Raw genomic sequence first — 13,162 nt, 5'->3', positions numbered from 1 at the left:
TCAGGCCGCGCCTAATTACTCGAACCAGTGGGCTCGGGCGGCCATGATCAACTTGCCGGCACGATCATCGTCAATGCCGTCGATGTCGAGCAGGTCGTCAATAGACTGCTCGGCCAGGTCTTCGCGGGTAATTACGCCGCGCACCGCCAGTTCCATCGCCAAATCCTTGTCCATACCCTCAAGCGAGAGCAGGTCTTCGGCCGGATGGGCGTCTGCCAGCTTTTCCTCAGTAGCGATGGCTTTGGTCAACAAACGATCCTTGGCACGAGCACGAAGCTCGTTGACGGTATCTTCGTCAAAGCCGTCGATGTTGAGCATTTCTTCCAACGGTACGTAGGCAATCTCTTCCAGGCTGGTGAAGCCTTCATCTACCAGCACCTGCGCCAGATCTTCGTCGACTTCCAGCTCGTCGATGAAGTTGCGCAGGATGTCGCCGGTTTCTGCTTGCTGCTTAGCCTGGATGTCCGATTCGGTCATCACGTTCAGGGTCCAGCCAGTCAGCTGGCTCGCCAGACGCACGTTCTGACCACCGCGACCGATGGCCTGAGCCAGATTGTCTGCGCCAACGGCGATGTCCATTGCGTGGGCATCTTCGTCAACGATAATTGCCGCAACCTCGGCCGGGGACATGGCGTTGATCACGAACTGAGCCGGGTTGTCGTCCCACAGAACGATGTCAACACGCTCACCGCCCAACTCACCCGACACTGCCTGTACGCGCGAACCGCGCATACCGATGCAAGCGCCTTGCGGGTCGATGCGTTTGTCCTTGGAGCGGACGGCGATCTTGGCGCGGGATCCCGGATCACGGGACGCAGCCATCACTTCGATCAGGCCTTCGGCAATTTCCGGCACTTCGATGCGGAACAACTCGATTAGCATTTCCGGCGCGGTACGCGACAGGATCAGCTGCGGGCCGCGGTTCTCGGTGCGGATTTCCTTGAGCAGCGCACGCAGACGCACGCCAACCCGGAAAGTTTCGCGAGAAATGATGTCTTCACGGGCCAGCAACGCTTCTGCGTTGTTGCCCAGATCAACGATCACGTTGTCGCGAGTGACTTTTTTCACGGTGCCGGAGATGATTTCACCCAGGCGCTCGCGATAAGCGTCAACAACCTGAGCGCGCTCGGCTTCGCGAACTTTCTGCACGATGACTTGCTTGGCAGTCTGTGCAGCGATGCGGCCGAACTCGATGGACTCGATTTTCTCTTCGACGACGTCACCGACCTTGGCGCCAGGATGCGTTTCAGCAACCTTGCTCGGCCAGGTTTCGATGGCCGGATCGTCCAGGTCTGCTTCCTCGACGACCGTCCAGCGACGGAATGTCTCGTATGCACCCGTGTGGCGATTGATTTCCACACGCAGATCAACTTCGTCTTCGAAACGCTTTTTGGTCGCAGTGGCCAGGGCCAGCTCCAGCGCTTCAAAAATAACGTTTGCCGGTACACCCTTTTCGTTGGATACCGACTCAACAACCAGCAGTACTTCTTTGCTCATCGTACGCCTCGCCTTTCGCAAGCCATTGGATCCGCGGGATCCGCAGTATCTGGCACGCCTCAGTCAAAACTGGGAATAATGTTGGCCTTGTCGATCATATCGATCGGCAACAGGAACTCATGGTCTTCTACCTGCACCACGACATCCTGCTCTTCTACGCCGCGCAGAAGGCCCTGAAAGTTGCGTCGTCCTTCAAAAGGCGAGCGCAGCTTGATCTTCACTTGTTCACCGGCAAATTTTGCAAACTGCTCAAGAGTGAACAGAGGGCGTTCCATGCCAGGCGAGGAAACTTCAAGGGTGTATTCAACGGAGATTGGATCTTCAACATCCAGCACACCGCTTATCTGACGGCTGACGATGGCACAATCGTCCACCAGCACGCCGCCTTCTTTATCGATATAAACGCGCAACATCGAGTGACGACCCTGAGCCGAAAACTCGATACCCCAGCATTCATAGCCTAGGGCCACGACCACCGGGGCCAGCAAGGCCTGCAACTCTTCTAGCTTGCTCGACACCTGAACCCCCTAGTGCATGTATGTGCATGCTATGCAAAATAAAAAAATGGGCGAAACGCCCATCCTTGAAACGCCGTCGAACAGCGGCGTTGAAAGTGTCCAGCTAACAAAAAGCCCCTTAAAAGGGGCTCCTTAAACTGGTTGCGGGGGCCGGATTTGAACCGACGACCTTCGGGTTATGAGCCCGACGAGCTACCAGACTGCTCCACCCCGCGACAAAGCTGGGGCGGAAGTATACGACCGATCCCCTACAGGGTCAATGTAACCTTCCACCTGCAAGAAAGCCCGCAACAGCGGGCTCTCCTGACTAATTGGTACCGAGAAGGGGACTCGAACCCCTACACCCTATGGGCACAACCACCTCAAGGTTGCGTGTCTACCAATTCCACCACCTCGGCAATACTACGTTTGAAACCCTTCTTACTTCTGCTCTTGAGCTGGAGGTACGTCAGTCGCTGGAGTAGCCGACTTTTGCTCTTGAAGCACCGGGACATCATCAGAAGCCGGTTGTTGCTTTGGAACTTCCAGTACCGCTGGATTTGGGAGACCTACTTGAGTCAGCTGGTGAGCCTTCTCTTTAGCAAAGTAACCTAACCCCAAGCTGGTTATGAAAAAACCTGCGGCAAGTATAGCAGTAAACTTACTAAGAAAGGTAGAGGAACCTTGGCTTCCGAACACAGTATTTGAAGCACCTGCTCCGAAAGACGCGCCAGCGTCCGCACCTTTACCCTGCTGCAGCAAAACCAGAGCTACTACGCCCAATGCACCCAGCAGATGAAAAACGACTACGACTGTTTCCAGCATTTTTTCAGTTTCCCGCGGCGCGACAAATCGCACCGAACTCATCTGCATTCAGGGAAGCCCCACCAATGAGGCCCCCATCGATATCCGGCATGCCGAACAGTTCGACCGCATTGGCCGCCTTCACGCTGCCGCCGTATAGAAGCCGCACACCTTGTGCGACCTCAGAATTCTCTGCCGCCAACTGAGCGCGGATGGCTGCATGCACATCCTGCGCCTGTTGCGGCGTTGCAGTCAGTCCGGTGCCAATGGCCCAGACCGGCTCGTAAGCTATGACTGCCTTGGCAAAGGCACCGACACCCAGCTCCTCAATGATACTGCCCAGCTGACGCGAGACAACCTCAAGAGTCTTTCCGGCCTCACGCTGCTCAAGGGTCTCCCCAATGCACAACACCGGAACCAAGCCACATGCCTGTGCCGCTGCGAACTTGCGAATCAGCACTGCGTCCTGCTCACCCATAATCTGGCGGCGCTCGGAGTGCCCGACAAGTACCAGGGAACAACCTGAATCCACCAACTGACTCGGCGCTATCTCACCGGTCAACGCACCTTGTCCGGATTCCACCGCAGAATTCTGAGCGCCGACCGAAATCGACTTTCCTTCCAGGTCATCAATCACTTGATTGATATGCAGGAAAGGCGGGAATACCGCGACATCAACACCGCTCGGCAAGGCCAAGTCACGAAGGCCATTGATCAGCTCAGCGACGCTGGCGCGGGTACCGTGCATCTTCCAGTTACCAGCTACCATAGGGCGACGCATGCTGTACCTCGTCGGTCAAAGTGGGCGCAGATGTTACCCAACACAATCAAGGCTGGCAAGCCGAATTCAGGCAGAAACTTCAGCAACCAGCTTTGCCAGCTCTTCGGCATAGCCGCGAACCAGGGTTTCGTCTTCGCCTTCGACCATGACACGCACCAGCGGCTCGGTTCCAGACTTGCGCAACAGCACACGTCCCCGACCTGCCATGGCCTTGGTCACACGCTCGCTGGCTTCCTTGACCGACGGATGTTCGAGAGGGCTTGCGCCGCCACCGAAACGCACGTTGATCAGCACCTGAGGGCACTTTCGCAGCGACTGTCGGGATTGCGCCAGACTTTCATCACGCGTGCGCAGCGCTATCAGCACCTGCAGTGCCGCAATGATTGCATCACCCGTGGTGGTGTGACTGAAACACACGATGTGCCCGGAGTTTTCACCACCCACGATCCAGTTGCGCTCCAACAGCTCGGCAATGACATAGCGATCACCGACATTGGCACGCACGAATGGAACACCCAGATCAGCCAGGGCCAGTTCCAGCCCCAGGTTGCTCATCAGGGTTCCGACCACGCCGCCCTGCAGCTTGTCGCGCTCATGCAGATCACGGGCAATGATGAACAGCAATTCGTCGCCATCCACCACTGCACCCGTGTGATCGACCATCTGGACGCGGTCACCGTCACCATCGAAGGCAATACCCAGATCGGCATGCTCGGCCACGACAGCAGCCTGCAGCGGCCCCATATGGGTCGAACCGCAATTGTCGTTGATGTTCAGCCCATTGGGCTGAGCCGACAGCACGACGACTTCAGCACCCAACTCGCGGAACACGCTCGGCGCCACTTTGTAAGTCGCACCGTGAGCGCAGTCGATCACGATTTTCAGACCCGAGAAGCTGGTGCCGGTTGGCACGCTGCTCTTGCAGAATTCGATATAGCGCCCCGACGCATCGTTGATTCGCGACACCTTGCCGATCTTGCTCGACTCAACCACAGTCATCGGAGTGTCGAGCAACTCTTCGATCATCAACTCGACTTCATCAGGAAGCTTGGTGCCCTTGCCGGAGAAAAACTTGATGCCATTGTCATCATGCGGATTGTGCGAGGCGCTGATAACAATGCCCGCTTCGGCATGAAAGGTACGCGTCAGATAGGCAATCGCCGGTGTCGGCATCGGGCCCAGGAGCATTACATCAGCACCCGCCGAGGTCAGCCCCGCCTCAAGTGCAGACTCGAACATATAGCCGGAGATCCGGGTGTCCTTGCCTACCAATACCTTGCAGGCGCCCATCTTGCGGAACGCCATGCCTGCAGCCCAGCCGAGCTTGAGCATGAAATCAGGTGTAATCGGGTATTCACCGACACGCCCACGAATACCATCGGTGCCAAAATATTTTTTGCTCATAAGTGCTCCATCATTCTTATTCGGCTGATTCCACTGCGGCGATCATCCGCACCACATCCACTGTTTCGGCTACATCATGGACGCGCAATATACGCGCACCTTTCGCCGAAGCCAGCGCCGCGAGCGCCAAACCACCATACAGCCGGTCTCCCACCGGACGATTCAATGCCTGACCAATCATGCTCTTTCGCGAAACCCCGACCAACAGGGGCCGCCCCAAGGCATGCAGGGCTTCCATATGTTTGAACAAGCTTAGATTGTGCTGCAAGGTTTTAGCGAAACCAAAGCCTGGATCAAGAATGATCCGCTCAGCCGCAATTCCCGCCAATGAACATTGATGCAGGCGCTCGGCAAGAAACTCACCGACCTCCCTTGTAACGTCCTGGTACTGCGGATCGTCCTGCATATCGCCGGGCTCCCCCAGCATATGCATCAGGCAAACCGGCAGGCCAGTAGCCGCCGCAGCATCCAGGGCGCCATCGCGACGCAAAGAACGTACGTCATTGATCAACCCGGCACCCAGGCGCGCGGTTTCACGCATAACCGCCGGCGTTGACGTGTCGACCGAGATGATGACGTCCAGCTCGCGAGCAATGCGCTCGACGATGGGCGCCACGCGCTCCAACTCCTCCAGGGGCGAAACCGCCCTGGCACCAGGCCGGGTGGACTCGCCACCGACATCGATCAGCGTCGCGCCGGCCGCCACCATGGCTTCGGCGTGGCGCATGGCCGCGTCGAGCTGGCTGTATTGGCCACCATCGGAGAAAGAGTCAGGAGTGACATTGAGAATACCCATGACATGCGTCTGGGCGAAATCAAGAACCCGGTTGCCGCAAGGCAACCGGGTCGAGGACTGAACAGAAGTCATTTCAAACCTTATACGTCAGCAGCAGGACCGCCGATCGGTGTTTCCGGACGCTCGTCCTGCACCACCGGAGGGGTGCCGGAGGTACCTGTGCCACCCGACCAGTCGCGCGGCTCGCGCGGCGTACGCCCCGCCATGATGTCGTCGATCTGCTCGGCATCAATCGTTTCGTACTTCATCAAGGCATCAGCCATCGCGTCGAGCTTGTCACGGTTGTCCGTGAGAATCTGCTTCGCCGTGCCATAGCACTGATCGATGATGCTGCGCACTTCGGAGTCGATCAGCTTGGCTGTCTCACCGGAGAAGCTCGCACTCTGACCGCCACCGCCGCGACCGAGGAACACTTCGCCTTCTTCTTCGGCGTACATCAGCGGACCGAGCTTTTCCGAAAGCCCCCACTTGGTCACCATGTTCCGCGCAATCTGGCTGGCGCGCATGATGTCGTTGGAAGCACCGGTGGTCACGCCATCGAAGCCCAAGGTCATTTCTTCAGCGATACGACCGCCGTACAGCGAGCAGATCTGGCTGATCAATGCACGCTTGGACAGGCTGTAACGATCTTCTTCCGGCAGGAACATGGTCACACCCAGCGCACGACCGCGCGGGATGATCGACACCTTGTACACCGGATCATGCTCAGGCACGACACGCCCCACGATGGCGTGGCCCGCTTCGTGGTAAGCCGTGTTCTGCTTTTCTTTCTCGGACATGACCATGGATTTGCGCTCGGCGCCCATCATGATCTTGTCTTTCGCCAGTTCGAACTCTTTCATCTCGACGATGCGCTTGCCGGCACGGGCAGCGAACAGCGAGGCCTCGTTCACCAGGTTAGCCAGGTCGGCACCGGAGAAGCCTGGAGTACCACGAGCGATCACGGCCGGAGCAACGTCGTCACCCATCGGCACTTTGCGCATGTGAACCTTGAGAATCTGTTCGCGACCACGGATGTCCGGCAGCCCCACAACAACCTGGCGGTCGAATCGGCCCGGACGCAGCAGCGCAGGGTCCAGTACGTCAGGACGGTTGGTCGCGGCAATCACGATGATGCCGTCATTCATTTCGAAGCCATCCATCTCGACCAGCAACTGGTTGAGAGTCTGCTCGCGCTCGTCGTGACCACCACCCATGCCAGCGCCACGATGGCGACCGACCGCATCGATTTCGTCGATGAAGATGATGCATGGAGCGTGTTTCTTGGCCTGCTCGAACATGTCGCGAACACGGCTGGCACCCACACCGACGAACATTTCGACGAAGTCGGAACCGGAAATGGTGAAGAACGGTACTTTGGCTTCGCCCGCGATGGCCTTGGCCAGCAAGGTTTTACCGGTACCCGGAGGACCAACCATCAGCACGCCGCGAGGAATGCGGCCACCCAGGCGCTGGAATTTGCCCGGATCGCGCAGGAACTCGACCAGCTCACCCACTTCTTCCTTGGCCTCGTCGCAACCTGCAACGTCAGCCAGGGTAGTTTTCACCTGATCCTCGGAGAGCAGGCGCGCCTTGCTCTTGCCGAAGCTCATCGGCCCGCCCTTGCCACCGGCACCGCCCTGCATCTGCCGCATGAAGAACATGAACACGGCAATGATCACCAGGATCGGGAAGCTGGCGACCAGGAGTTGGGTCCAGATGCTTTGCTGCTCAGGCTGCTTGCCTTCGACCACGACGTGGTTATCCACCAGGTCGCCGATCAGGCCGTTGTCCTGGATCGCCGGCCGAATGGTCTTGAAGCTGTCGCCATCGTTGCGTTTGCCGGTAATCACGTAGCCATCAACCGCCACGCGCTCGACCTTGCCATCCTTGACCTGCTGGATGAAGTCGGAATAGTTGAGGGTCTGCGGCTCGTTAGGGCTGGAGAAGTTGTTCATCACCGTCACCAGGACAGCCGCGATGATCAACCACAGGATCAGATTCTTTGCCATATCGTTCAATTAACTACCCTCTGAAGCAAGCTCCGCTACTGGCGCGCGCTTCGCATGATATTCACCGGCCTAACTTACTACATTACCTACAACTTGGCAGGCGCCGTCTGTAACCCTTTGTGAAACACTTCCTACACAATATTCGCTAATTCTGACAAGGCGTAATACAAAAATCCTATCACCCCGATCGAAAATTCACTCAATCCTCACTGCGCCCGCGGAAACCGCGGCCCAGCAGGTACTGCTCGCGAGAACGGTCGCGCGACGAGGTCGGCTTGCGCATCTGCACCTTGTCGAACTGCTGGCGAACGCTTTTGTGAAATTCGTCGAAGCCTTCGCCCTGGAAAATCTTGATCAAAAAATCACCACCGGGCTTGAGCACCCGCGTCGACAGATCCAGTGCCAGTTCGCACAGGAACATCGCTCGCGGCATGTCCACGGCCGGTAATCCACTCATATTGGGGGCCATGTCGGAAATCACAAGGTCTACTTCCTTATTTCCGACGGCATCGAGAATCTGAGCCAGCACGGCATCCTCGGTAAAGTCGCCCTGAATGAAGGTCACGTCGGGGATGCTGTCCATTTCCAGAATGTCAGAAGCGATCAGCGTACCCTGCCCGCCAATCAGACGACTGGTCACCTGGGACCACCCACCGGGGGCCGCACCAAGGTCGATTACGCTCATGCCCGGACGGATCAGGCGATCCTTTTCCTGGATCTCCAGCAGTTTGTAGCTGGCGCGGGAACGGTACCCGTCTTTTTGTGCCATTTTGACGAATGGGTCGTTGAAATGCTCTTGCAGCCACTTAAGGCTTGTCTTGGAACGGGCCACGGGATACCTCGAAAATAAAACGGGTCGTGATTAACTGGGCGGTCCCGGACTCGCTCGGGTAAACTGGCCGCCGCTTTTTACAAGATCAGACGCAGGGGTCAGATTATGCCGCTCACTCAAGAGCAGAAGAAACAGTACAAGTCCATTGGCCACCATCTGAAACCAGTATTGATTGTGGCAGACAATGGTTTGACTGAAGGTGTGTTAGCCGAACTCGAACGCGCTTTGGCGGATCACGAGCTGATCAAGATCAAGCTCAACATCCTCGATCGCGAATCGCGCCTGGCGTCCATTGCAGAGCTCTGCAAGGTCGGCAAAGCGGATCTGGTTCAGGTCATCGGCAAGATGGCACTGATCTACCGCAAGAACTTCAGCGTCAACAAGCAGCTGTCGAACGTCCATCGCTTCAAGTGATGACAAGGGTCAAGGGTGTGCTTCGCGCACCCGGCCACTCCATCCCGGCACCGGTTGCAACACCAGCACCAGCCCGGAAAAGCCCAGAACAAGATAGCTGAACGCCTGCCAACGCACCGCATCCGGCCAGCCGAAACGCACCGCGAAGTACATCACGCACGCATACAGCGCCATCAACAGCAGTTGTCCGCGAATATCTCGCCATAGACTGACAAGGCCCTCGGCCTTAACCAGCACCAAAGCCTGAAAAATCACACACGCCATGGCGAATCCCACCATCAACGTGTTGAGTGTGCCTGCGATTTCGTCGATCAGTAGCGGCGCCAGGCCAATTCGCCCCAGCACCGGCAACAGACCAATTTGCAACAGCCACAAGCCGCCGACCCACAACATCTGAGTCAGCTGCCAAACCATGGCGCCCGCACGAAGCGGGCGCCGGTCTTCAGATGTGGCGAACTTCGACAATCTCGTACTCGATAACGCCACCAGGCGTTTTCACGGCAACCACATCACCCTCTTCCTTGGCAATCAAGGCGCGGGCCAGTGGAGAGCCGACCGAAATCTTGCCGAGTTTGAAGTCAGCCTCATCCTCACCCACGATGTGGTAAGTAACGCGCTCATCCGTCTCGACATTGGCAATCTCGACAGTGGTGCCGAAAATCACTTTGCCGGTATGAGGAATGGTCGTGACATCAATGATGACCTGATTCTGAATCCGGCCTTCGATATCACGAATCCGCGCCTCGACCATACCCTGCTGCTCACGGGCAGCGTGGTATTCGGCGTTTTCCTTCAAATCACCCAACTCGCGGGCCGTACCGATGTCCTGGCTAAGCTTCGGACGAACGACCTTGGTCAGGTGAGTGTGCTCTTCTTCCAGGGCGCGAGCGCCCTGAACGGTCATTGGGTACTTCGTTATGCTCATGCCTTCAATCCTGCGTGTAGATCCTGCAAGCGGCGTACGGTCTTCTCGGGACCGAACTTCAGCGCTTCGCAGATAGCTTCGCCAGCAGCAATGGTAGTGGTGCAGTAAATCTTGTGCTGCAGGGCATTACGACGAATAGAGTAAGAATCAGCGATCGACTGACGACCTTCGGTGGTGTTGATGATCAGAGTGACTTCGTCATTCTTGATCATGTCGACCACGTGCGGACGACCCTCGGTCACCTTGTTCACACGGCGCACTTTCAGGCCTGCAGCCTCTATCAGCTTGGCAGTACCGGCAGTGGCAACCACTTCGAAGCCCAAGTTGATCAGATCACGGGCCACACCCGCAACCAGCGGCTTGTCATCGTCACGCACGCTGATGAACGCAGTACCGCCGGTTGGCAGTACTTCACTGGCACCCATCTGGGCCTTGGCGAACGCTTCACCGAAGGTATCGCCCACGCCCATCACTTCACCGGTGGACTTCATCTCTGGGCCGAGGATCGGGTCAACGCCAGGGAATTTGGCGAACGGGAACACCGCCTCTTTCACGCTGTAGAAGTTCGGGATGATTTCCTTGGTGAAGCCGATTTCCTTCAAAGTCTTACCGGCCATGACGCGAGCCGCGATCATTGCCAGGGAAACACCGATGCACTTGGACACGAACGGCACAGTACGGGAAGCGCGCGGATTGACTTCGATGACGTAGATGTCGTCGCCTTGCAGCGCCAACTGTACGTTCATCAGGCCGATCACGCCCAGCTCCAGGGCCATTTTCTTGACCTGTTCGCGCATCTCGTCCTGGATGTGCGCAGGCAGCGAGTATGGCGGCAGCGAGCACGCGGAGTCACCGGAGTGAACACCGGCCTGCTCGATGTGCTGCATGATCGCGCCGATCACGACGTCCTTACCGTCGCAGACCGCATCCACGTCCATCTCAATGGCGCAGTTGAGGAAGTGGTCCAGCAGAACCGGGCTGTCGTTGGACACCTGAACCGCTTCACGCAGGTAGCGCTTGAGTTCTTCTTCTTCGTAAACGATTTCCATCGCACGACCGCCCAGTACGTAGGACGGGCGCACCACGAGCGGGTAACCGATCTTGGCGGCGGCACGAATCGCTTCGTCTTCGCTGCGCACGGTGGCGTTTGGCGGCTGACGCAGGTTCAGGCGCTGGACCATCTGTTGGAAGCGCTCACGGTCTTCGGCACGGTCGATTGCATCAGGGCTGGTGCCGATGATCGGCACGCCGGCGGCTTCCAGGGCACGCGCCAGTTTCAGCGGGGTCTGGCCGCCGTACTGGACGATCACGCCTTTTGGCTTCTCGACGCGCACGATTTCCAGCACGTCTTCCAGGGTCACTGGCTCGAAGTACAGGCGATCGGAGGTGTCGTAGTCGGTGGAAACGGTTTCCGGATTGCAGTTGACCATGATGGTCTCGTACCCGTCATCGCGCAGGGCCAGTGCCGCGTGTACGCAGCAGTAGTCGAATTCGATGCCCTGGCCGATACGGTTAGGACCGCCACCCAGGATCATGATCTTGTCGCGACCCGATGGCGCCGCTTCGCACTCTTCCTCGTATGTCGAGTAGAGGTAAGCCGTATCGGTGGCGAACTCGGCAGCGCAGGTGTCGACGCGCTTGTAGACCGGGAAGATGTCCAGCTTGTGACGGTGAGCACGCAGGCTCTTCTCGGTCACACCCAGCAGCTTGGCCAGGCGCATGTCGGAGAAGCCCTTGCGCTTGAGGCGGAACATCAGGTCGCGGTCGATGCTGGTCAGACCCAGGGTCTTGACCTTCTCTTCGTCCTTGATCAGATCTTCCATCTGTACCAAGAACCAAGGATCGATCATGGTCATGCCGAAGATGTCTTCAACACTCATGCCGGCGCGCATTGCGTCGGCCACGTACCAGATGCGCTCAGCGCCCGGCACAGTCAGCTCGCGCTTGAGCACGCTCATGCTTTCCGGGTTGCTCAGGTCAACCTTTTCGTCCAGACCGCAAACGCCTACTTCCAGACCACGCAGGGCTTTCTGCAGGGATTCCTGGAAGGTACGGCCGATGGCCATGACTTCACCCACCGACTTCATTTGCGTGGTCAGGCGCGCGTCAGCCTTGGAGAACTTCTCGAAGGCGAAGCGTGGCAGCTTGGTCACGACGTAGTCGATGGACGGTTCGAAGGACGCCGGGGTCTTGCCGCCAGTGATGTCGTTCGACAGCTCGTCAAGGGTGTAGCCCACAGCCAGCTTGGCCGCGACCTTGGCGATCGGGAAGCCGGTGGCTTTCGAAGCCAGTGCCGAGGAACGCGATACACGCGGGTTCATCTCGATCACGACCATGCGGCCGGTGTTCGGGCAGATACCGAACTGAACGTTGGAGCCGCCGGTTTCCACGCCGATCTCGCGCAGTACCGCCAGGGAGGCGTTACGCAGGATCTGGTATTCCTTGTCGGTCAGGGTCTGTGCAGGAGCCACGGTGATCGAGTCACCGGTGTGCACGCCCATCGGGTCGAAGTTTTCGATGGAGCAGACGATGATGCAGTTGTCCTTCTTATCGCGGACAACCTCCATTTCGTACTCTTTCCAGCCGATCAGCGATTCGTCGATCAGCAGCTCCTTGGTCGGCGACAGGTCCAGACCACGGGCGCAGATTTCTTCGAACTCTTCACGATTGTAAGCGATACCGCCACCGGTGCCGCCCATGGTGAAGGACGGACGGATGATGCACGGGAAGCCAAGCTTCTCGAGGACCGCATTGGCCTCTTCCATGCTGTGGGCGATACCGGAACGCGGGCACGCCAGGCCGATGGACTTCATGGCCTTGTCGAAACGCGAACGGTCTTCAGCCTTATCGATGGTGTCAGCGTTGGCACCGATCATTTCTACGCCGAACTTCTCCAGAACGCCTTCGCGCTCCAGATCCAGTGCGCAGTTCAGAGCGGTCTGGCCACCCATGGTTGGCAACAGCGCGTCCGGACGCTCTTTCTCGATGATCTTGGCAACGGTCTGCCACTTGATCGGTTCGATGTAGGTGGCGTCGGCCATGGCCGGGTCGGTCATAATGGTGGCCGGGTTGGAGTTCACCAGGATGACGCGGTAACCCTCTTCGCGCAGGGCCTTACAGGCCTGGGCGCCGGAGTAGTCGAATTCGCAGGCCTGGCCGATTACGATCGGGCCAGCGCCGAGAATAAGGATGCTTTTAATGTCTGTACGTTTTGGCATGGG

At 57.9% G+C, this 13,162-nt stretch carries 12 protein-coding genes and 2 tRNA genes; 1 reads left to right on the top strand and 13 read right to left on the bottom strand.

The features are described from left to right. Positions 1-15: 15 nt before the first annotated feature. The 10 genes from nusA to rlmE all read right to left on the bottom strand — a co-directional run bounded on the left by nusA (position 16) and on the right by rlmE (position 8,602). The gene (gene nusA, locus B0D71_RS06725; protein ID WP_008057419.1) at positions 16-1,497 is read right to left on the bottom strand and encodes a transcription termination factor NusA; all 1,482 of its coding nucleotides are present in this window, start codon (positions 1,495-1,497) and stop codon (positions 16-18) included. A 59-nt stretch (positions 1,498-1,556) separates the two neighbouring features. Continuing rightward, positions 1,557-2,015 carry a ribosome maturation factor RimP gene (gene rimP, locus B0D71_RS06720; RefSeq protein WP_007973115.1) on the bottom strand — a complete coding sequence of 153 codons (459 nt, stop codon included), beginning with the start codon at positions 2,013-2,015 and terminating at the stop codon, positions 1,557-1,559. Positions 2,016-2,153: 138 nt separating this feature from the next. Continuing rightward, positions 2,154-2,230 (bottom strand) — tRNA-Met (locus B0D71_RS06715). Positions 2,231-2,327: 97 nt separating this feature from the next. Beyond that, positions 2,328-2,413, bottom strand: a tRNA-Leu gene (locus B0D71_RS06710). A gap of 22 nt (positions 2,414-2,435) precedes the next feature. Further along, positions 2,436-2,819: a preprotein translocase subunit SecG gene (gene secG / locus B0D71_RS06705; protein WP_017336473.1), complete on the bottom strand. Its 384-nt coding sequence runs from the start codon at positions 2,817-2,819 to the stop codon at positions 2,436-2,438. A 4-nt stretch (positions 2,820-2,823) separates the two neighbouring features. Next, positions 2,824-3,579, bottom strand: a complete 756-nt coding sequence (tpiA, locus tag B0D71_RS06700; protein WP_103394095.1) for a triose-phosphate isomerase — start codon at positions 3,577-3,579, stop codon at positions 2,824-2,826. 66 nt (positions 3,580-3,645) lie between these two features. Next, the gene (glmM, locus tag B0D71_RS06695) at positions 3,646-4,983 is read right to left on the bottom strand and encodes a phosphoglucosamine mutase (protein WP_103394094.1); all 1,338 of its coding nucleotides are present in this window, start codon (positions 4,981-4,983) and stop codon (positions 3,646-3,648) included. Between the two features lie 16 nt (positions 4,984-4,999). Beyond that, positions 5,000-5,851 carry a dihydropteroate synthase gene (gene folP / locus B0D71_RS06690; RefSeq protein WP_103394093.1) on the bottom strand — a complete coding sequence of 284 codons (852 nt, stop codon included), beginning with the start codon at positions 5,849-5,851 and terminating at the stop codon, positions 5,000-5,002. Positions 5,852-5,859: 8 nt separating this feature from the next. Further along, complete coding sequence (ftsH, locus tag B0D71_RS06685; protein WP_015093436.1) at positions 5,860-7,770, bottom strand: ATP-dependent zinc metalloprotease FtsH; 1,911 nt, start codon at positions 7,768-7,770, stop codon at positions 5,860-5,862. A gap of 199 nt (positions 7,771-7,969) precedes the next feature. Then, on the bottom strand, positions 7,970-8,602 hold the full coding sequence (gene rlmE, locus B0D71_RS06680) for a 23S rRNA (uridine(2552)-2'-O)-methyltransferase RlmE (protein WP_103394092.1): 633 nt from the start codon (positions 8,600-8,602) through the stop codon (positions 7,970-7,972). Positions 8,603-8,707: 105 nt separating this feature from the next. Here rlmE and B0D71_RS06675 point away from each other — a divergent pair, with 105 nt between their 5' ends. Beyond that, positions 8,708-9,016, top strand: a complete 309-nt coding sequence (locus B0D71_RS06675; RefSeq protein ID WP_007942889.1) for a YhbY family RNA-binding protein — start codon at positions 8,708-8,710, stop codon at positions 9,014-9,016. 9 nt (positions 9,017-9,025) lie between these two features. Here the strand turns inward: B0D71_RS06675 and B0D71_RS06670 are convergent, their stop codons facing one another. From B0D71_RS06670 to carB, 3 genes are read right to left on the bottom strand one after another with little or no spacing between them, the layout of a single operon-like run. Next, positions 9,026-9,430, bottom strand: a complete 405-nt coding sequence (locus B0D71_RS06670; protein WP_103394091.1) for an MFS transporter — start codon at positions 9,428-9,430, stop codon at positions 9,026-9,028. A 28-nt stretch (positions 9,431-9,458) separates the two neighbouring features. Then, positions 9,459-9,935 carry a transcription elongation factor GreA gene (greA, locus tag B0D71_RS06665; protein ID WP_034148383.1) on the bottom strand — a complete coding sequence of 159 codons (477 nt, stop codon included), beginning with the start codon at positions 9,933-9,935 and terminating at the stop codon, positions 9,459-9,461. A gap of 2 nt (positions 9,936-9,937) precedes the next feature. Next, a complete protein-coding gene (gene carB / locus B0D71_RS06660) occupies positions 9,938-13,159 on the bottom strand; it encodes a carbamoyl-phosphate synthase large subunit (RefSeq protein ID WP_103394090.1) in 3,222 nt (1,073 codons plus the stop codon). Positions 13,160-13,162 lie beyond the last annotated feature (3 nt).

The organism is Pseudomonas laurylsulfativorans, from assembly GCF_002906155.1.
In the GTDB taxonomy this organism is placed as follows: domain Bacteria; phylum Pseudomonadota; class Gammaproteobacteria; order Pseudomonadales; family Pseudomonadaceae; genus Aquipseudomonas; species Aquipseudomonas laurylsulfativorans.
This window is presented reverse-complemented; position numbering and strand designations above follow the sequence as displayed.